The following is an 18458-nucleotide window of genomic DNA, read 5'->3' as shown; positions in this document are numbered from 1 at the left end:
TTCCGGATCACCGCGTCAGGCCCGGGTCATGCCGTACTGGGCGATGTTGGTCCAGCAGGCAGCCTGGTAGGACCACTTGTTGCCACCGACCACGTTCCCCCACTTCATCGTCCCGCTCCGCAGACGGTTGAAGTGCTGAGCGCGACCACACCCCGACTCGTTGAAGCCCGTGCTCTGCGTCACCTTCCGCCAGCACGTCGCAGCACTCGCCTCCGGCGCCGTCACGGTGTCGACCGCGATCCCGCCGCCCACGACACTCCCCAGCACGACCGCACCCAGTACGACGTTCTTGATCGACATCGATCTCCCCTTCGTTGCGACATCACCCTGATGTCACCGTTAACGTATTACCGGTCAGTGAGAGAACGCAACGACCGTCACCACATCCGTGCAGGATGGACGCGTGAGTGACGACATCCGGTGGGAGGTGGTCGAGGAGAGCACGCTGTCGCTCCCCGACCACGAAGCGATCGCAGCGCTGCTCGGGCAGGCCTTCCCCGACTGGTCGCACTGGTACGTGGGCGGCCGGAGCTGGTCCGGCATGCAGCCGGAACGCCGGGTGCTCGCGCACGACGCCGACGGGGTCGTCCTGGCCCACGTCGGCATCCGCCGCATGTACATCTCCGTCGGCGGACAGGACGTCCTGGTCGGCGACACCGGCCTGGTCGCCGTCGCACCCCGCCTGCAGGGCACCGGCGTCGGCCGCGAGCTGATGACCCGGACCGCGGCGGTCCTCGAGGGACTCCGCGTCCCCTTCGGGTTCCTCGGCGCGGGCGAGGACCGCATCCCGTTCTACGCGAAGCTCGGCTGGCACGAGTTCCCCGAGGCCGTCGGCACCTTCTCGGCGTTCACGGCCGAGGGCGCGGGCGTCAGCAACACCGAGCAGGGCGGCTGGATGGCGCTGCCGGTGGCAGCGCAGCTCGAGGACTGGCCCGCTGGGCCGATCTGGCTGAACGGCCAGCAGGTCTAGAACCGCTTCAGACCGACAGACGGGAGGCCCGGTACCAGCTGGTACCGGGCCTCCCGTCCGTCAGGTGGTGGAGCGGGGCTTACGCCTCGACCGCGACCTTCTCCGGATCCTCGTTGGAGCCCGGCGCGCTCGGCGTGACCGCGGCGCGCACGCGCGCACCCAGGTCGGCGTCGACGTTCGTCCAGTAGGCGAACACGCGCTCGCGCAGGTCGTCGCGCGTCACCTTCGAGACGTGGCCGGCGATGTTGCCGACCAGGCGCTCACGGGCGGCGTCGTCCAGGACCTCACGGACGAGCGTGCCGGCCTGGCCGAAGTCGTCGTCCTCCGGGTGCAGGGTCGCGGCGGAACGCTGCAGCGCACCGTCGGACTCCCAGCCCGGGGCGTCGTCGGTCGCGTTCGGGTCGGCGTGCGCACCACCGAGCGAGTTCGGCGCGTACACCGGCACCTCGGACTTCTGGAAGTCGAAGCGCATGCCGCCGTCCTTCGAGTACGAGTGGACCTCGTTCTTCGGGGCGTTCACCGGCAGCTGGGCGTGGTTCGTGCCGACACGGTAGCGGTGGGCGTCCGCGTAGCTGAAGATGCGCGCCAGGAGCATCTTGTCAGGGCTCGCCGCGATGCCGGGCACGAAGTTCGAGGGGGCGAACGTCGCCTGCTCGATCTGCGCGAAGTAGTTCTCCGGGTTGCGGTTGAGCTCCATCGTGCCGACCTCGATGAGGGGGTAGTCCGCGTGCGGCCACACCTTCGTCAGGTCGAACGGGTTGAAGCGGTAGGTCGCGGCGTCCTCGTAGGGCATGACCTGCACCTTGAGGGTCCACCGCGGGAAGTCCTGACGCTCGATCGCGGCGTGCAGGTCGCGGATGTGGAAGTCCGCGTCCTCGCCGGCGATGCGGTCGGCGTCCTCCTGCGTCAGGGTCTTGTGGCCCTGCTCGGTGATGAAGTGGTACTTCACCCAGAAGCGCTCGCCCTCGGCGTTGATCCACTGGTAGGTGTGCGAGCCGAAACCGTCCATCTCGCGCCAGCTCGCCGGCAGGCCGCGGTCGCCCATCAGCCACGTGACCTGGTGCGCCGACTCGGGCGACAGGGTCCAGAAGTCCCACTGCATGTCGTGGTCGCGCAGGTGCGAACCGGGCAGGCGCTTCTGCGAGCGGATGAAGTCGGGGAACTTGATGCCGTCGCGGATGAAGAACACCGGGGTGTTGTTGCCGACCAGGTCGTAGTTGCCCTCGGTCGTGTAGAACTTCAGCGCGAAGCCGCGGGGGTCGCGCCAGGTGTCGGGGGAACCCTGCTCACCGGCGACGCTCGAGAACCGGGCGAGCATCTCGGTGGTCTGCCCGGGCTGCAGGAACGCGGCTCGGGTGAAGCGCGAGACGTCCTGCGTGACGGTGAAGGTACCGAAGGCGCCGCCACCCTTGGCGTGCACGACCCGCTCCGGGACACGCTCGCGGTTGAACTGGGCGAGCTTCTCGACCAGGTAGTGGTCGTGCAGCGCGAGGGGGCCGTCGGCCCCGACGCCCATCGAGTGCTCGTCGCTCGAGACGGGTGCGCCGCTGTTGGTCGTGGTGGTCGGGGTGCCGGTCGGCGTGTTCTGGTCGGACACGGTTCCTCCTTGAGGTGGGACGTTGGTTCGGTCAGGGGTGCTCGGGTGGTTCGGGATCCGGCGCGTCGTGCGGCCGGTGCGGTGGGCGGTCGCCGTCAGGCGGGCGCGGGGGCGACGTCCGGGTCGTCGTGCTCCACACCGTCGCGCTCTGCCGCTGCGCAGCGCTCGCAGATGCCCCAGTAGGTGACCTCCGCGGTGGTGACCGCGAAGCCGTGGGTCTCGGACGGCGTCAGGCAGGGCGAGTGGCCGACCGCACAGTCGACGTCCTCGATGGCGCCGCACAGGGTGCAGACGATGTGGTGGTGGTTGTCACCGGTGCGGCGCTCGTACCGCGCGGGGCTGCCAGCCGGTTCGATGCGGCGGACGAGCCCGACGCCGGTCAGGGCGTTCAGCACGCCGTAGACGGCCTGGTGACTCGTGGTCGGCAACTCCACGGCGAGCGCGGTGACGATGTCGTCCGCGGTGGCGTGCGGCATCGAGTCGGTCGCGCGGAGCACCGCGAGACGCGGGGTCGTGACCCGGAGCCCCGAGGAACGGAGCAGATCGGCGTCGGCGTCCATGCTGAGCCTTTCTTTTGCAGGAATCAAGACAACGTGTTCACTGTACACGAGCTTCTGCTGCCGGCCATCGAAGGACGCATGCCGCCACCGGAATACGAAGTGTCACGATCCGGTCGCGATCCGCTGGGACGCCGCTGGACCGACCGATCCGCACGCTAACGTCCGGACATGCCCACGAGCCAGGGTCTGCCTGAACAGGCGAACAGCACCGAGGACGTCCGGGGGATCATCGCGAAGCGGGACCTGGTCGTCGACCTCATCCGGACGGCCTGCGTCGTCCTCGTCGTCATCGTGCACGTCACGATGGTCGGCGTCGCCGCCGACGACCAGGGGGTGCGGGTCACGAGCCCGCTGCAGGAACTCCCCTGGTACGTCGCCGCCACCTGGGTCGGGCAGGTGATGCCGCTGTTCTTCGTGGTCGGCGGGTTCGCGAGCGCCGTCGGCTGGCGCAGCACCGTCGCCCGAGGCGCACCGAGCCCCGCCCGCGACTTCCTGGCCACCCGACTGGTGCGGCTGTTCCGGCCCGCGGTGCCGCTGTTCGTGTTCCTCGCGCTCGGGCTCGGGGTCGCCACGGCCGCGGGGACGCCGCCGGAGCTCCTGGCCGAGGTCGCGTTCGGCATCGGTTCGCCGCTCTGGTTCCTGGCCGCCTACGGCATCACCCAGTGCTGCGTGCCCGTGATGATGCGCCTGCACGAACGAGCACCCTGGGCCACCCTCGCCGTGCTGCTCGTGCTCGCCGGAGCGGTCGACGCCGTCCGCCTGGCCACCGGTGTCGCCGAGGTCGGGCTGCTCAACCTCGGGCCGGTGTGGCTCTTCGCGCAGCAGCTCGGCTTCCTCTGGGCCGACGGCTGGTTCGCTCGCCGGTCGAAGGTGCTCCTGCTGGGCATCGCCGTCGCCGCCTACGCCGTGCTCGTACCGATGACCTCGGTCGGGCTCTGGGCACCCGACATGCTGCAGGACCTCAACCCGCCGATGCTCCCGTTGGCGTTCCTGGCGATCGCGCAGGCCTGCCTGGTCCAGCTCGTGCACGCTCCGCTCTCCCGACTGATGCGCACCCGGGCCGCCCTCGGGGCAGTGTTCGTGCTCGGCCGGGACGGCATGACCATCTACCTGTGGCACCTGCCGCTCTTCATCGCGCTGAACGGCGTCGCCCTGCTCGTCGGACTGCCGTTCCCGACGCCGGGTTCCGGTCCGTGGTGGGCGTCCCGGGTCGTCGCACTCGTGGTGGTGCTCGCCGTCGCGCTCGGGGTGGCCAGGGCTCTGCGCTGGTTCGACCGGCCGCTCCCCCGGCTGTTGCCGTCGGCCGACCGTCCGTCGTGGCCGGTCGTCGCGCTCGCCGCCTTCTGCACGATCGGCCCGGCGTTCCTCGTGATGCAGCTGCACCTGTCGTTCGGCGTCGCGCTCGTCGGTGCAGTGGCCGTGCCGGTGGGCGTCTGGCTGCTGTCGCGGACCGTCCCGGCACGCGGGGTCGCCCGGATCTGAACCGGTTCTCACCGTCCCGGGGCCAGCCGGACCCCCGGCGGACGTCGGGCGGACGGAGGATGGCTCCGGCGGCGCGGAGGACGAGCCCGCCTGATCCCCAGGAGGCTCCCCACGCCGTCGACACCCGAGTTCTGGAGCACCTGGCGGTTCGATCCCCTGGCGGCGGTGCTCCTCGTCGTCGCCGCGGTCGCCTACTGCCGGTGGGTCGGCGGCGCGGCGCGGCGGGGTGCCCGCTGGCCGTGGTGGCGCACGCTCGCCTTCGCCACGGCGCTCGTGCTGTTCGGCGTCCTGCAGTTCGGCATCGTCGGCGTCGACGACGAGCGGTTGCGCTGGGCCTTCGTCCTGCGGGCCGCCCTGCTGTTCTTCGCGGTCCCCACCTTCGCCGCGCTCGGTGCGCCCGTCGCACTGCTCCGGATCGGCGGCCCGGGTCGCCTCGCGCAGGTCGCCGACGCGGTCATGGGGTCACGTCCGGTGCGCCTGCTCGGCAACGCGATCGTCGCGCCGCTGGTCGCGCTCGCGCTGTTCGCCGTCCTGCTCACCCCGTTCTCGGCGGTGATCCGGGAGTCCCCCGCATGGGCGGCTGTCCTCACCGTGGCCGTGCCGGCGCTGGGGTTCGGCCTGCTCGCGCCACTGTCCGAGGTCGGCGTGCTCGTCTCGTCGACGTTCGCCACGGCCGAGTTCCTGCTGGCGTTCGTCGAGCTGGTCGTCGACGCGGTCCCGGGCATCGTGCTGCGGATCACGAACCACGTGCTCGACGGGTCCCTCGTGCCGGTGGTCGGGCGGGCCTGGTACCCGTCGCCGCTGCAGGACCAGCACCTGGCGGGCGACCTGCTGTGGTTCATCGCCGAGGTGGCGGACATCCCCGTGCTCGTCGCCCTGTTCATCCGGTGGCAGCGGACCGACCGCCGCGAGGCCCGGGCCGTCGACGCCCTGACCGACGAACAGATGGACGAGCTGACCCGAGCGCACCTGCGGCGCCGCGGCTGAGCGTCGGGACGCCCCTCGTTCCACTTCGTGAGCAGCAATGGTCGGGTGCCCGAAGGCGACCCGACCATTGCTGCTCACGAAGTGCGTTCGTGCCCTACTTCGACGGGGCCCCGGCGGGCTCGGCGTCGGGCTGCGTGGTCACCGAGCCGGTCTGCTGCCACGCGACGGTCTGCTTCGGCTTCGCCAGGAACAGCGCCGCGACGATGGCCACGACGAGCACGATCGCGGGCAGGTAGAGCGACTCACCCATGGCCTTCGAGAACGGCTCGAGCAGGAAGCCCGGCAGCGCGCCGACCTGCTGCTCCGCACCACCGGCCGAGGCCCCACCGGACGACGCCGGGAAGTTCGCGGTGATCCGGGCCTCCATCAGGGCGGCGATGCCGGCCGAACCGAGCACCGCACCGATCTGGCGGGTGGTGTTGTAGACGCCCGAGCCGGCACCGGCCAGCTTCGGCGGCAGGTTGCGCGTCGCCGAGACGGACAGCGGTCCCCACATGCAGGCGTTGGCGAGACCGAGGAGCGCGCTCGGCAGGAGCACCCAGCCCCACTCGGCACCGCTCGACAGCAGGGCGCCGAACCAGAACAGGCCGGCCGAGAAGCAGGCGAGGCCGAACGCGGCGACCCAGCGCGGGTTCCAGCGGTTCAGGTTCTTGCCGACGATCGGGGCCAGTGCCGCCGACAGCACGGCCTGCGGCACGAGGAGCAGCGCGGCCTGGGTGGGCGAGAAGCGCAGGACGTCCTGGGCCCACAGCATGATCGGCAGGGCGAACGACGCGATCGCGACACCGACGGCCGTGATGGCGACGTTGGCCAGGGTGAAGTTGCGGTCGCGGAACAGGCCGAGCGGCAGCAGCGGCTCACCCTTCTGCACGCCCTGCCAGACGACGAACCCGGCGAGCACGACGAGGCCGACGATGATGAGCGACCAGACCGAGATCGGGCCCGTGATGGTGCCCCAGTCGTAGGTCTCGCCCTCCTGGATGCCGAAGACGAGCAGGAACAGGCCGACCGCGCTCAGCACGATGCCCAGGTAGTCGAAGCGGTGCCCGTGCCGGTCGAACGACGGCACGAAGCGCTGCGCGAGCACGAACGCGACGACACCGACGGGGACGTTCACGAAGAAGATCCACTCCCAGCCGAAGCCGTCGACGAGCAGGCCGCCCACGATCGGGCCGACGAGCGACGCGACACCGGCGACGGCGCCCCAGAGACCCATCGCTGCGCCGCGGTTCTGCGGCGGGAAGATGCGCGTGATGACCGACATGGTCTGCGGGCTCATCATCGCTGCGCCGAGACCCTGCACGACGCGGGCGACGATCAGCACCTCGATCGAGCCGGCCAGGCCGCACCACAGGCTGGCGAGCGTGAAGACCACGAGGCCGATCTGGTACATGACCTTCGGGCCGAAGCGGTCACCGAGCCGGCCGGTGATGAGCAGCGGCACGGCGTAGGCGAGCAAGTAGGCGCTCGTCACCCAGATCACGGAGTTGATGTCCGCGTCGAGCTCCTGGGCGATGGTGGGGGTGGCGACCGACACGATGGTCGAGTCGACGAGGATCATGAAGAACCCGACGACGAGTGCCCACAGGGCGGGCCACGGCTTCTTCTCGGTCGTCCGCGGAGGCGTGACGGTGGTCATCGAGTGGTTTCCTTGCTGTTCGTGGTGGTGTCTTCGGACGCGGCGGGGGCGTCCCAGGAGATGTGGCCGGCGGCGATCCGGTCGGCCGTGGCGACGAGCCACTCGATCTGCGTCGTGAGGATGGCACGCACGTACGACACGTCGAGCCAGTACCGCTCGGGCAGGTCCTTGGCACGGACGACCCCGAGGATCTCGTCCGCCTCGTCGCGCTGGGCCTGGAGTGCGACGGCCCGTGCCCGGAGGGCGGACTCGGCCTCGTCGACCGACAGGTTCTCGATCTCGGCGACGGCCAGGTGGAAGACGGGGTACTCCTCGGCCGGTTCGGCGATCAGCCGGACGAGCCCGTCGTGCAGGGCCGTCCACCCGTCGTCCGTGATCGCGTAGGTGGTGCGTTCCGGGCGGTTGCCCGCCCGGTCGGTCCCCACGACCTCGGCGAGGCCGAGCTCCACCAGGCGGCCGACCTGGTGGTACAGGGTGCCGGGCCGGACCTTGACGTTCCGGCCGTCCCGGCGGTGCGTCATCGTCTGGAACATCTCGTAGGGATGCGTCGGCCCCTCGGCCAGGAGCCCGAGCGCGGCGAACGCGAGTGGCGTGAGCGACGGCACACGTGCCTCCAGTCCGCTTGTTCGTTGTTGACTATTCGAAGTGGAATATACGCATTGGAACATGCATGAGCAACCGCACAGCAACGGCCAGCCAGGAGGCCCGTGGCCGTCCCGGCGTGTCGCGCGCGCCCCGTAGACTGGTCGCGTCCCCCCACCCCTGAAGCGCTGGAGAGAACACGTGCCAACGATCGTCGTCGAGGTCATGCCCAAGGCCGAGATCCTCGACCCCCAGGGGAAGGCCGTGGGCAACGCCCTGGCCCGCCTCGGCAAGGCCGACCTGACCAACGTCCGCATCGGTAAGCGCTTCGAGGTGACCGTCGACGGCCCCGTCGACGACGCCAAGCTCGCCGAGGTCCGTGACATCGCAGCCGACGTCTTCTCGAACGCGGTCATCGAGGACGTCGTGTCCGTGACCGTCGAAGGCCAGTGACCCGGATGCGCATCGGCGTCATCACGTTCCCCGGCTCGCTCGACGACCGCGACGCCCAGCGCGCCGTCCGTCTCGCCGGCGCCGACCCCGTCGCCCTGTGGCACGGGGACCACGACCTGCAGGGCGTCGACGCCATCGTGCTGCCCGGTGGGTTCTCGTACGGCGACTACCTGCGCGCCGGCGCGATCGCCGCGAAGGCCCCGATCATGGCCGAGGTCATCGACGCCGCCGGCAAGGGCATGCCCGTGCTCGGCATCTGCAACGGTTTCCAGATGTTGGCCGAGGCCCGTCTGGTCCCCGGAGCGCACACCCGCAACGCGCACCAGCAGTTCATCCGCCGCGACCAGAAGCTCCGCGTCGAGACCACCGCGACCGCCTGGACCTCCGGCTTCAGCGCCCAGCAGGAGATCACCATCCCGCTGAAGAACGCCGACGGCCGCTTCGTCGCGGACGCCGACACCATCAAGCGCATCGAGGACAACGGCCAGGTCGTGTTCCGCTACGTCGGTGTGAACCCGAACGGCTCCATCGACGACATCGCCGGCGTCTCGAACGAGCGCGGCAACGTCGTCGGCCTCATGCCGCACCCGGAGCACGCGACCGAGGCCGGCTTCGGCCCCGACACCCCCGCTGCGATGGCCTCGGGCACCGACGGCCTGACCTTCTTCACCTCCGTGATCGAGCACGCGCTCGTCAAGTGACAGGGAACAACGACACCGTGACGACACCCGTTCGCCCGAAGCCCGACACCGTGCAGGACGCGGCAGCCACCCCCGACAAGGAGCAGCCGTACGACGCGCTGGGCCTGAAGCCGGACGAGTACGCCCGCATCAAGGAGATCCTCGGCCGCCGCCCCACCTCGGGCGAGCTGGCGATGTACTCGGTGATGTGGAGCGAGCACTGCTCCTACAAGTCCTCGAAGAACTACCTCCGTCAGTTCGGCAAGAAGGTCACGCCGGAGATGACGAAGAACCTGATGGTCGGCATGGGCGAGAACGCCGGAGTCGTCGACGTCGGCAACGGCTGGGCGGTGACCTTCAAGGTCGAGTCGCACAACCACCCGTCCTACGTCGAGCCGTACCAGGGCGCGGCCACCGGTGTCGGCGGCATCGTCCGCGACATCATCTCGATGGGCGCCCGCCCCGTCGCCGTGATGGACCAGCTCCGCTTCGGCGCGATCGACCACGAGGACACCGCACGCGTCGTGCACGGCGTCGTCGGTGGCATCTCGTTCTACGGCAACTGCCTCGGCCTGCCGAACATCGGCGGCGAGACCTACTTCGACCCGGTGTACCAGGGCAACCCGCTGGTCAACGCCCTCGCGGTCGGCGTCCTGCGCCACGAGGACCTGCACCTGGCGAACGCGTCCGGCGCCGGCAACAAGGTCGTCCTGTTCGGTGCCCGTACCGGTGGCGACGGCATCGGCGGCGCGTCGATCCTGGCGTCCGACACCTTCACCGAGGGCGGCCCGACGAAGCGTCCGGCCGTGCAGGTCGGCGACCCCTTCGCCGAGAAGGTCCTGATCGAGTGCTGCCTCGAGCTGTTCCAGAAGGACCTGGTCGAGGGCATCCAGGACCTCGGCGCCGCGGGCATCTCCTGCGCCACCTCGGAGCTCGCGAGCAACGGTGACGGCGGCATGCACATCTCGCTCGACGACGTCCTGCTCCGCGACCCCACGCTCACCGCCGAAGAGATCCTGATGTCGGAGAGCCAGGAGCGCATGATGGCGGTCGTCCGCCCCGACAAGCTCGACGAGTTCCTGAGCGTCGTCGGCAAGTGGGAGGTCGAGACCAGCGTGCTGGGCGAGGTCACCGGCACCGGCCGACTCGTCATCGACTGGCAGGGGCAGGAGATCGTGAACGTCGACCCGCGCACCGTCGCCGTCGACGGCCCGGTCTACGACCGCCCGGTCGCCTACCCGACCTGGATCGACGCGCTGCAGGCCGACACCGCCGCCTCGCTCGACCGGCCGGCCGACGGCCCCGCACTGAAGGCACAGTTCCTCAGCCTGCTCGGTTCGCCGAACCTGGCGTCGAAGAACTGGGTCACGAACCAGTACGACACCTACGTGCTCGGCAACACCGCGCTGTCCTTCCCCGACGACGGCGGCATGATCCGCGTCGACGAGGAGACGGGGCTCGGTGTCGCCATCGCGACCGACGCCAACGGTCGTTACTGCCAGCTCGACCCGAAGCAGGGTGCACGCCTGGCCCTGGCCGAGGCGTACCGCAACGTCGCCGTCACCGGTGCCGTCCCCGCCGCCGTCACCGACTGCCTGAACTTCGGCTCTCCGGAGAACCCCGAGGTCATGTGGCAGTTCTCCGAGGCGGTCGAGGGCCTGGCCGACGGCTGCATGGAGCTCGGCATCCCGGTCACCGGCGGCAACGTGTCGTTCTACAACCAGACCGGCACGACCCCGATCCACCCGACGCCCGTCGTCGGCGTGCTCGGCATCATCGACGACGTCGCCAAGCGCGTGCCGTCGGGGTGGCAGGACGACGGCCACAACATCTACCTGCTCGGCACCACGAGCCTCGAGCTCGACGGCTCCGCGTGGGCCGGCACCGTGCACGGGCACCTGGGTGGGCGTCCGCCGGCGGTGGACCTCGAGCGCGAGAAGGCCCTCGCCGAACTGCTGTACGCGGCGTCCGGCGAGCAGCTGCTCACCAGCGCGCACGACCTGGCGGACGGCGGCCTCGGCCAGTCGCTCGCCGAGTCCGTGCTCCGCTTCGGCATCGGCGCCCGCGTGGTGCTCGACGAGCTCGAGGCCCGCGACGGCATCGACACCGCGACGGCGCTGTTCTCCGAGTCGACCGGTCGCGTCATCGTGACCGTCCGCCGCGAGGACGACGTGCGGTTCCAGGGCATGTGCGACGGCCGGGGGTTCCCGGTGCTGCGCATCGGCGTGACCGACGCGACGTCGAGCACGCTCGAGGTCCAGGGCGCGTTCGAGGCCACGGTCGACGAGCTGCGCGGCACCCACGCCGCGACGCTGCCGGCCCGCTTCGGCGACGTGATCGTCGAGGACGTCACCGAGGGGTACGTCGGCCGCGGGCCGCTCGACTCCGACGGTGCCTTCTCGCCGCGCACCGACGCCTAGGTCCGGGTCGCCGATGCCGATCGTCACCCTGCCCTTCGCCGAGCTCGTCGACCGGTTCGGCCCCGTGCCGGACGGCATCGAGCTGGACGTCTGGGACGTCGAGTCGCCGTACGGTCGCCCGGACGACGTCGCGATCACGTTCCTGCCGTTCTACTTCGAGGGGCGGCACCGCTGGCAGTTCGTGCACGACCTGCCCGAGCTCCAGCTGCTGCAGCTGCCGAGCGCCGGGTACGAGCACGCCGTCCCGCACGTGCCCGGACACGCGCAGCTGGCGAACGGTCGTGGCATCCACGACGACGAGACCGCCGAGCTCGCCGTCGGCCTCGCGCTGACGTCACTCCGCGAGATCTCGGCGTTCCAGGTCGACCGTGCGAACGGCGTCTGGGACTCCCGCGAGACCCGATCGCTCGCCGACCGCCGGGTGACCGTCGTCGGCTACGGGGCGATCGGGTCCGCGATCGCCACCCGGTTCGAGGCGTTCCGCACCGAGGTGACCGTGGTCGCCCGGACCGCTCGCGAGCAGGACGGCCGGCACGTGCACGCGTTCGGTGAGCTGCCCGACCTGGCTCCGACGACCGACGTGCTCGTGCTCATCGCCCCCCTCACCGCCGAGACCGAGCGCCTGGTCGACGCGGAGCTGCTCGCGGCGCTGCCGGACGGCGCCCTCGTGGTGAACGTGGCGCGCGGCAAGGTCGTCGACACCGACGCCCTGGTCGCCGAGCTGCGGTCGGAGCGGCTGTTCGCGGCCCTCGACGTCACCGACCCGGAGCCCCTGCCCGCCGGACACCCGCTGTGGACGACCCCGAACACCGTGCTCACCCCGCACGTCGGCGGCAACACCGACCTGAGCGTGCCGCGGTCGATCGAGCTGATGCGCAAACAGGTCGCCGCGCTGGCGGAGGGTCGCCCGTTCGAGAACCTGATCGAGTTCTGACGAGCGAGCGGAACCGCGGCGTCACTCGAGTCGCAGCGCCATCCCCAGGCTCGGCGCGACGTCCTCGAAGCCGAGGGACCGGTAGAGCCGCTGCCCCGGCGGGTCTCCGACGAGCGTGACGTACGCGCCCGCAGGTGCACGGTCGCGGACGTCCGCCAGCAACCACTCGACGACCTGACGGCCGAGACCCTGCCGCTGGTGTGCGGGATCGGTGGCGATGTCGGCGATGTGGAAGTACCACCCGCCGTCGCCGATCGTGCGACCCATCGCGACGGGCGTGCCGTGCTCGTCCACCACGTGGCACGCCGACCAGCTGCCCGCGATCGCTCCGGCACCCTGGGCGGGGTCCTTCGGGGACAGACCGGAGTCCCGGCGCAGCCGCAGGTAGTCCTCGAGCGGCGGTGCACCGACGATGATGCGGTACTCGGGCTGTTCCTTCCCGGCGGTCACGGTCAGAGCGGGACGACGCAGGTCGGGGTGCCGACCGGGATCTGCGCGACGGCTTCGCCGGGCATGCCCTCGGCGTCGAGCGGCAGCACGGCGACGGCGTCGGACATCTGGTTCGCCACCAGGACGAACCCGGGCACGCGAGCGAAGTGCCGCGGCCAGACCCCACCGCAGGGCACCGACCCGACGACGACGAGCCCGCCGTCACGCGCGTCGAGCACCACGAGCAGGTCCCGCCCGCGCACCGCCACGTACGCGCGGCCGGCCTCGTCGACCTCGATGTGGCTGAGCAGCGACTCCCCCACGGCACCGTCGAACGTCGGCGCGGCGGCGATCGTCACGAACGAGCCGGAGTCGTCGCGACGCAGGCGGTGCACGTGCCCGTCGAGTTCACCGGCGACGAGCAGGTCACCGTCGATCCAGGCCATGTGCCTCGGGCCGGCGCCGGGTGTCACGTGGTGCACGCGGAGCGTCTCGATGTCGGGGACCCCGTCGGCCGACACCGACACGCGGAACTCGTGCAGGGCGTCGCCGCCGAGGTCGGCGACGAGCACCGTGCCGTCCGGAGTCGCGATCGACTGGTGGGCGTGCGGGCCGTCCTGGCGGTCTTCGTCGGGACCGGTCGCGTCGGGCAGCACGGCGACCGCGACGGCCTCGGCCGGCACGGAGCGCTGGTCGGCGTCCGCGTGCAGTACCACGCCGTCGCTGGCGGTCACCGAGGCGGCGTGCGACTCGGCCGGGGCGAGGGAGATCGCCGTGACCGTGCCGGAGACGTAGTTCGTGACGACGAGCGCACCCGAGGGGTCGACCCGCACGTGGCACGGGGCGTCTCCGCCGGCGGGGGCGTCCCACAGGTGCTCGAGTGCGCCGCCCTGCAGCCGGAAGGCCGACACTGCGCCGTCGTTCGTCTCGGAGACCGCGTAGACCCGGTCAGCCGAGACCGCCAGGAACGAGGGGTCGTCGAGCACCGCGACGGTCCGAGGCGCCGGAACGGCTTCGACCGGTCCGGCGTCGACCAGCGAGATGCCCGTGGCGTTCCCGCCGCCGGTCGCCGTGTACGACCCGATGAGCAGCGACGGCAGCTCGGCGCTCATTCGTCGCGGCCCGCGATGCGCTCGTGGTGGTGGATGACCTCGGCGACGATGAAGTTGAGGAACTTCTCGGCGAAGGCGGGATCGAGGTGGGAGTCGGCGGCGAGCGACCGGAGCCGTGCGACCTGGATCCGTTCGCGGTCCGGGTCGGCGGCCGGCATGCCCGACTCGGCCTTCAGGTGTCCCACGCGCTGCGTGTACTTGAAGCGTTCCGCGAGCATGTGGATCACGGCGGCGTCGATGTTGTCGATGCTCTGCCGGATGCTCCGCAGTTCGGCGACGGCGCTCGCGTCGGCCTCGGGCGGGGTGACGTCGTCGTTCATGGTCCGAGCCTACTGGCGGACGTGCAGCGGAACCCGGCCCGCTGCTGCGAGAATGTGCACATGTCGGTCCTGCTGGTGATCTCGGGTGTCTGCGCGGTCCTCGCGGGGCTCGTCCACGTGTACATCTTCTTCCTCGAATCGGTCATCTGGACCAGTCCGCAGGCACGCCGGATCTTCGGCATCGCTTCCGAGACCGAAGCCGTGGCGACCCGTTCGCTCGCCTTCAACCAGGGCTTCTACAACCTGTTCCTGGCGATCGGGGCGATCCTCGGCGTCGTGCTCGTCCTCGCCGGCAACACCGTGAGCGGCTGGACCCTCGTGGTGTTCTCGACCGCGAGCATGCTCGGTGCCGCGGTGATCCTGCTCGGCACGGGTCGCAAGTACGTCAACTCCGCCTTCAAGCAGGGCACGCTCCCCCTGATCGCGCTGCTCTTCGCGCTGCTGGGCTCCACCGTCGGCGTCTAGCCCACCGCTCCTCTCCCGAACTGCGAAAGCGACAGGGTGCCACCGGACATCGGTGGCACCCTGTCGCTTTCGCGGTACTGACCGGCGGAACCGGGCCAGCAGCAACGACCAGCTCTAGCCGAGCTTCTCCTCGAACTGCGCCGGCAGCTTGTCGAGCGCCCACTCGATCGCCGCCGTGGTGCCCATCGAGAACGCGGACGACACGTCCTTGTCGTCGAAGACGATCGCGTGCCCGGCCTCGACCGACGGCACCTTCTGGAACAGCTTGTTCGACGACGCTTCCGACGCGTCGACGTAGATCGGCAGGATGAGCGTCAGGTCGGCGTCGAGCAGGTCGAGGTTCTCGTCGGACAGGTGCACGGAGAACTCCTTGCCGGCCTGCTCGTCGATGGCCTTCGGGATCTCGAAGCCCAGGTTCCGCATGAAGGTCGAACGGCTGTCGGTGGAGGCGTACGCCCCGAAGCCCTCGGAACTGTAGGCACCGACGACGGCCGTCTTGCCCTCGAAGTCCGGGTGCGCCTTGCGTGCTGCGGCGTAGGCGTCATCGAGGCCCGAGAGCAGCTTCTTGCCCTCGGACTCCTTGCCGAGTGCCTTGGCGATCATGGTCGTCTGCTGCTCGGTCGAGGCGAGGTAGTTCTCGCCGCCCTTCGGGATCGCCACGGTCGGCGCGATCGCGGACAGCTTGTCGTACCGCTCCTTGTCACCCGAGGACTTCACGTCGAGGATCACGTCGGGGTCGAGCTTGAGGATGTCCTCGTAACTCGGCTCGAGCGTCTGGATGATCTTCGGCGACTCGTCGTACGCACCCTTGAGCCACGGACCGACTCCGTCGCCGCCGAAGGCGAGCCAGTCGCTCGCGCCGACCGGCTGGACCCCGAGCTCAAGCGCGGTCTCGGCGTCGCCCCACCCGAGCGCGACGACGCGCTTGGGCGCCGACGCGATGGTGGTGGTGCCGAGGCCGGTCGTGATCGAGACCGGGAACGCGGCGTCGGACGACCCCGACGACGCCGAGTCGGTCGAGGAGCCGGAGCCGGACGCGCAGCCGGCGAGGACGAGGGACGCTGCGACGACGGCGCCGGCTGCGGCGAGCACGCGTCGGAGACGCAAGGGAGAACGGTTCACGAAGGGTAGCCTAACCTAACGGAGTGCTCAGGAACACGGCTGGCTAGGCTGGGTGACCGTGGCGTTCACCGATCCAGGCCGTACGCACCTCGCGGTGCTCGGCTCCCCCATCGCGCACTCGCTCTCCCCCACGCTCCACGCAGCGGCCTACGACGCGCTCGACCTGCCCTTCACGTACGGGAGGCACGAGGTCGCGTCCGGCGAGCTCGCCGCGTTCGTCGCGGGGCTGGGTCCGGAATGGCGTGGGCTGAGCCTCACGATGCCGCTCAAGCGCGAGGTGCTGCCGCTGCTCGACCGCACCACCCCGCTCGTCGACGAGCTCGGGGTCGCCAACACGGTCGCGTTCCGCCACGAGGGCTCGACGATCGTCCGAGCCGGCGCGAACACCGACGTGCAGGGGCTCGTCCGCCCGGTCGAGGCGCTCGGACACCTGCCCGGCGAGGCCACGATCCTGGGCGGCGGAGCCACCGCGGCGAGCGCACTGACCGCTGCCGTCCGGCTCGGGGCGTCGCTCGTCCGGGTGTTCGTCCGAGACACCGCGAAGGCGCACGCGCTCGTCGACCTGGCCGTCCGGCTCGGTGTGACGCTCGAGGTGCACCCGCTGATCGAACTCGCCGGCACGCACCACGGTTTCGTCCTGTCGACGCTGCCGGGTGGTGCCGCCGATCCCCTCGAGTTCCGTCCGTCGGGGCCCGACGCCGTGCTGTTCGACGTCGCCTACGAACCGTGGCCCACCGCGGTCGCCAGCCGGTGGGCCGAGACCGGGGGCCGCGTGCTGAACGGCCTCGACATGCTCACCGAGCAGGCGATCGGGCAGATCCGGTTCTTCCTGACCGGTGACGAGGACGAGCTGCTCCCCGACGAGGCCGGCGTCCGCCGCGCGATGCGCACCGCGGTCGGCCTGCCGGCGGTCATCGGCCGCTAGCCCCGGAGGCGACGGCGACGGCGACGACGTCCGTCAGGCGACCACGCCGTCCACGTAGAACCATCGTCCCTGTTCGCGGACGAAGTCGCTCGTCTCCTCGAGCGTGCCGCGCTCGTCGTCGGAACGCCACCACGCGCGGAACGTGACGGTGCCGTGGGAGTCGAACGGGCCTCCCGAGGTGGTCGCCAGCACGTCCAGACGGGTCCAGCGCTGGGACCGGTCCAACTCGAGCCCGGCCGGCCGGGAGCGCGGGTGCCAGGTGAGCAGCAGGTACTCCGGCACGCCCAGCGCGAAGGCGCTGAAGCGGGAGCGCATGAGCCTTTCCGCGGTCGGTGCCACGGCCCCGGCGTGCAGGGGGCCGCAGCACTCCCCGTAGGGGTTGCCGCTCAGGCAGGGGCAGCGCGTCGCGTCGGTGACCACCGGCGGAACGTTAGTCGACGATGGACAGGGTCACGGTGATGTTGCCGCGGGTGGCGTTCGAGTACGGGCAGATCTCGTGTGCACGCTCGGCCAGGCGCTGCCGCTGCTCCTGCGGGGCCTTCGGGGCGTAGACGTCGAGCTCGACGGCGAGGCCGAAGGCGCCGTTGCCGGCGCCGCCGATGCCGACCTCGGCGGAGACCTCGGCGCCGGTGGTGTCCACCTCGAGCTCCTTGCCGGCGGCGTGCAGGGCACCGAGGAAGCACGCGGCGTACCCGGCGGCGAAGAGCTGCTCGGGGTTCGTGCCCTCGCCGCTGCCGCCCATCTCCTTGGGCGGGCGGGTGTCGAGGTCGAGCCGGTCGTCCTCGCTGCGGACGTGCCCGTCGCGGCCGCCCCCGGTGGCGTGGGCAGCGGCGGTGTAGACGATGTCGAGACTCATGCTCCGAGGCCACCGTGCTCGCCTGGGCGAATCCTGAGCGGCAGCACCACATCGCGGGTGCGGCGGCTCCGGGCGGGAACGCTCGGGCGTGTCCGGGTGGGGGCTGCGGGGCCGGCGCGCGATGCGCGATGCATCGAGTGAGCAGAAGGTGTCGAGTCCCCCGCCCGCACCCGACATCTTCTGCTCGCGAACGCGAGCGTCCGGGCGCCCTGCACCCCCACCGGGTAGACATGACGGGTGTTCAAGATCGGCTGGCAGGTGTTCCGGGAGCGGTTCCCCGCACTCATCGGGCCGCAGTACCGCCGTCGTGTCGTGGTCGTCGCCGCCGTCGTCGCAGTGGTCGCCTTCGTCGTGTTCCAGGCGGTCGCACTGCTCGTCGACGACGGTTCGGTCCCCCTCGCGGTGTGGCTGGTCGCATCGGCGCTGTTCGCAACCGGCGTCGGCGGCATCGTTTCGTGCTTCGTCCCGATCGGCCCGAAGGGGTGGGCGGTCCCGCCGATCCCCGGCATCGGATGGCGCGCACAGGAGGCCGTCGCCCGGTACTACCGCCGCAATCCGCCTCCGGTCGACCCGGAACACCGTGACGCCGTCCTCGACCGCATGCCCGAGACCCGCGACCTGATCGTCCGCAACGCGTTCCGGGGCTTCCTGCTGCTCGGCGGTTGGGCCCTGGCGCTCGTCGCGACCGTGGTGGTCAACGTCGCCACCGTGCCGGCCGGCGACGGGCTCGTCGGGCTGTCCGCCTTCTGGTTCATCGTGCCCCTGACCGGCGCCGTCACCGCGATCGGCGGCCTGCGCACCCTCGGCCGTCAGGAGCAGCTCCGCGTCGAGGCCGAAGCGCTCCCACCGGTTCCCCCGCGCCTGCCACCCCGCGGCCGTCCCGGCGCGCGGAGCGGCAGCAAGCTCGCCCTGCCGGAGGAGTGAC

21 protein-coding genes are annotated in these 18458 nt (G+C 70.9%); 10 read left to right on the top strand and 11 right to left on the bottom strand.

Annotation, left to right across the window (positions count from 1 at the left end; all coding sequences use genetic code 11):
• Positions 1–15: 15 nt before the first annotated feature.
• Positions 16–300: a hypothetical protein gene (locus H7A73_RS03455; RefSeq protein ID WP_110858837.1), complete on the bottom strand. Its 285-nt coding sequence runs from the start codon at positions 298–300 to the stop codon at positions 16–18.
• A gap of 103 nt (positions 301–403) precedes the next feature.
• Between H7A73_RS03455 and H7A73_RS03450 the strand changes: the two genes are divergently transcribed.
• Positions 404–970, top strand: coding sequence for a GNAT family N-acetyltransferase (locus tag H7A73_RS03450; RefSeq protein ID WP_182064680.1), 567 nt, complete (start codon positions 404–406; stop codon positions 968–970).
• 79 nt (positions 971–1049) lie between these two features.
• Here H7A73_RS03450 and H7A73_RS03445 read toward each other — a convergent pair whose 3' ends face one another.
• Positions 1050–2567, bottom strand: a complete 1518-nt coding sequence (locus H7A73_RS03445) for a catalase (protein ID WP_182064679.1) — start codon at positions 2565–2567, stop codon at positions 1050–1052.
• Between the two features lie 95 nt (positions 2568–2662).
• Positions 2663–3127 carry a Fur family transcriptional regulator gene (locus H7A73_RS03440; RefSeq protein ID WP_182064678.1) on the bottom strand — a complete coding sequence of 155 codons (465 nt, stop codon included), beginning with the start codon at positions 3125–3127 and terminating at the stop codon, positions 2663–2665.
• 168 nt (positions 3128–3295) lie between these two features.
• Between H7A73_RS03440 and H7A73_RS03435 the strand changes: the two genes are divergently transcribed.
• Together H7A73_RS03435 and H7A73_RS03430 are read left to right on the top strand one after the other, a co-directional pair.
• Positions 3296–4609 (top strand): acyltransferase family protein, encoded by a 1314-nt coding sequence (locus H7A73_RS03435; protein WP_182064677.1) that lies wholly within the window; start codon positions 3296–3298, stop codon positions 4607–4609.
• 165 nt (positions 4610–4774) lie between these two features.
• Complete coding sequence (locus H7A73_RS03430; protein ID WP_182064676.1) at positions 4775–5596, top strand: cytochrome c oxidase assembly protein; 822 nt, start codon at positions 4775–4777, stop codon at positions 5594–5596.
• Between the two features lie 94 nt (positions 5597–5690).
• Here the strand turns inward: H7A73_RS03430 and H7A73_RS03425 are convergent, their stop codons facing one another.
• Together H7A73_RS03425 and H7A73_RS03420 are read right to left on the bottom strand one after the other, a co-directional pair.
• Positions 5691–7235, bottom strand: a complete 1545-nt coding sequence (locus H7A73_RS03425) for a DHA2 family efflux MFS transporter permease subunit (protein ID WP_182064675.1) — start codon at positions 7233–7235, stop codon at positions 5691–5693.
• Complete coding sequence (locus tag H7A73_RS03420) at positions 7232–7840, bottom strand: PadR family transcriptional regulator (protein WP_182064674.1); 609 nt, start codon at positions 7838–7840, stop codon at positions 7232–7234. The genes H7A73_RS03425 and H7A73_RS03420 overlap by 4 nt, the downstream gene beginning before the upstream one ends.
• 178 nt (positions 7841–8018) lie before the next feature.
• Between H7A73_RS03420 and purS the strand changes: the two genes are divergently transcribed.
• From purS to H7A73_RS03400, 4 genes are read left to right on the top strand one after another with little or no spacing between them, the layout of a single operon-like run.
• A complete protein-coding gene (purS, locus tag H7A73_RS03415) occupies positions 8019–8270 on the top strand; it encodes a phosphoribosylformylglycinamidine synthase subunit PurS (RefSeq protein ID WP_017886272.1) in 252 nt (83 codons plus the stop codon).
• Positions 8271–8275: 5 nt separating this feature from the next.
• Positions 8276–8971: a phosphoribosylformylglycinamidine synthase subunit PurQ gene (gene purQ / locus H7A73_RS03410; RefSeq protein ID WP_027465024.1), complete on the top strand. Its 696-nt coding sequence runs from the start codon at positions 8276–8278 to the stop codon at positions 8969–8971.
• Between the two features lie 17 nt (positions 8972–8988).
• Positions 8989–11370, top strand: a complete 2382-nt coding sequence (purL, locus tag H7A73_RS03405) for a phosphoribosylformylglycinamidine synthase subunit PurL (RefSeq protein ID WP_259362674.1) — start codon at positions 8989–8991, stop codon at positions 11368–11370.
• 13 nt (positions 11371–11383) lie between these two features.
• Positions 11384–12304: a 2-hydroxyacid dehydrogenase gene (locus H7A73_RS03400; RefSeq protein ID WP_182064672.1), complete on the top strand. Its 921-nt coding sequence runs from the start codon at positions 11384–11386 to the stop codon at positions 12302–12304.
• A 21-nt stretch (positions 12305–12325) separates the two neighbouring features.
• Here H7A73_RS03400 and H7A73_RS03395 read toward each other — a convergent pair whose 3' ends face one another.
• The 3 genes from H7A73_RS03395 to H7A73_RS03385 are packed head-to-tail and all read right to left on the bottom strand — an operon-like array spanning position 12326 to position 14165.
• Positions 12326–12754 (bottom strand): GNAT family N-acetyltransferase, encoded by a 429-nt coding sequence (locus tag H7A73_RS03395; RefSeq protein WP_259362673.1) that lies wholly within the window; start codon positions 12752–12754, stop codon positions 12326–12328.
• Positions 12755–12756: 2 nt separating this feature from the next.
• Positions 12757–13845: a lactonase family protein gene (locus tag H7A73_RS03390; RefSeq protein WP_182064671.1), complete on the bottom strand. Its 1089-nt coding sequence runs from the start codon at positions 13843–13845 to the stop codon at positions 12757–12759.
• Entirely contained in the window at positions 13842–14165 is a 324-nt protein-coding gene (locus H7A73_RS03385) for a chorismate mutase (RefSeq protein WP_182064670.1), read from the bottom strand. The genes H7A73_RS03390 and H7A73_RS03385 overlap by 4 nt, the downstream gene beginning before the upstream one ends.
• Positions 14166–14225: 60 nt before the next feature.
• Between H7A73_RS03385 and H7A73_RS03380 the strand changes: the two genes are divergently transcribed.
• The gene (locus H7A73_RS03380; RefSeq protein ID WP_182064669.1) at positions 14226–14630 is read left to right on the top strand and encodes a DUF1304 domain-containing protein; all 405 of its coding nucleotides are present in this window, start codon (positions 14226–14228) and stop codon (positions 14628–14630) included.
• Between the two features lie 114 nt (positions 14631–14744).
• Here H7A73_RS03380 and H7A73_RS03375 read toward each other — a convergent pair whose 3' ends face one another.
• Positions 14745–15752 (bottom strand): iron-siderophore ABC transporter substrate-binding protein, encoded by a 1008-nt coding sequence (locus H7A73_RS03375; RefSeq protein WP_259362671.1) that lies wholly within the window; start codon positions 15750–15752, stop codon positions 14745–14747.
• Positions 15753–15810: 58 nt separating this feature from the next.
• Between H7A73_RS03375 and H7A73_RS03370 the strand changes: the two genes are divergently transcribed.
• Positions 15811–16677, top strand: coding sequence for a shikimate dehydrogenase family protein (locus tag H7A73_RS03370; protein ID WP_182064668.1), 867 nt, complete (start codon positions 15811–15813; stop codon positions 16675–16677).
• Between the two features lie 33 nt (positions 16678–16710).
• Here H7A73_RS03370 and H7A73_RS03365 read toward each other — a convergent pair whose 3' ends face one another.
• Together H7A73_RS03365 and H7A73_RS03360 are read right to left on the bottom strand one after the other, a co-directional pair.
• A complete protein-coding gene (locus H7A73_RS03365; protein ID WP_182064667.1) occupies positions 16711–17097 on the bottom strand; it encodes a YchJ family protein in 387 nt (128 codons plus the stop codon).
• A 10-nt stretch (positions 17098–17107) separates the two neighbouring features.
• A complete protein-coding gene (locus H7A73_RS03360; protein WP_182064666.1) occupies positions 17108–17533 on the bottom strand; it encodes an organic hydroperoxide resistance protein in 426 nt (141 codons plus the stop codon).
• Positions 17534–17770: 237 nt separating this feature from the next.
• On the opposite strand from H7A73_RS03360, the gene H7A73_RS03355 reads away from it, so the two are divergent.
• On the top strand, positions 17771–18457 hold the full coding sequence (locus H7A73_RS03355) for a hypothetical protein (protein WP_182064665.1): 687 nt from the start codon (positions 17771–17773) through the stop codon (positions 18455–18457).
• Position 18458: the final 1 nt, after the last annotated feature.

Source organism: Curtobacterium sp. ME12 (assembly GCF_903970855.1).
Taxonomy (GTDB): Bacteria; Actinomycetota; Actinomycetes; order Actinomycetales; family Microbacteriaceae; genus Curtobacterium; species Curtobacterium poinsettiae_A.
This window is presented reverse-complemented; position numbering and strand designations above follow the sequence as displayed.

Bases quoted from the DNA above. Each gene is read 5' to 3' on its own strand.
- H7A73_RS03455 (WP_110858837.1), bottom strand. From the start codon at position 300: ATGTCGATCAAGAACGTCGTACTGGGTGCGGTCGTGCTGGGGAGTGTC.
- H7A73_RS03440 (WP_182064678.1), bottom strand. From the start codon at position 3,127: ATGGACGCCGACGCCGATCTGCTCCGTTCCTCGGGGCTCCGGGTCACG.
- H7A73_RS03435 (WP_182064677.1), top strand. From the start codon at position 3,296: ATGCCCACGAGCCAGGGTCTGCCTGAACAGGCGAACAGCACCGAGGAC.
- H7A73_RS03425 (WP_182064675.1), bottom strand. From the start codon at position 7,235: ATGACCACCGTCACGCCTCCGCGGACGACCGAGAAGAAGCCGTGGCCC.
- purQ (WP_027465024.1), top strand. From the start codon at position 8,276: ATGCGCATCGGCGTCATCACGTTCCCCGGCTCGCTCGACGACCGCGAC.
- H7A73_RS03400 (WP_182064672.1), top strand. From the start codon at position 11,384: ATGCCGATCGTCACCCTGCCCTTCGCCGAGCTCGTCGACCGGTTCGGC.
- H7A73_RS03390 (WP_182064671.1), bottom strand. From the start codon at position 13,845: ATGAGCGCCGAGCTGCCGTCGCTGCTCATCGGGTCGTACACGGCGACC.
- H7A73_RS03385 (WP_182064670.1), bottom strand. From the start codon at position 14,165: ATGAACGACGACGTCACCCCGCCCGAGGCCGACGCGAGCGCCGTCGCC.
- H7A73_RS03380 (WP_182064669.1), top strand. From the start codon at position 14,226: ATGTCGGTCCTGCTGGTGATCTCGGGTGTCTGCGCGGTCCTCGCGGGG.
- H7A73_RS03360 (WP_182064666.1), bottom strand. From the start codon at position 17,533: ATGAGTCTCGACATCGTCTACACCGCCGCTGCCCACGCCACCGGGGGC.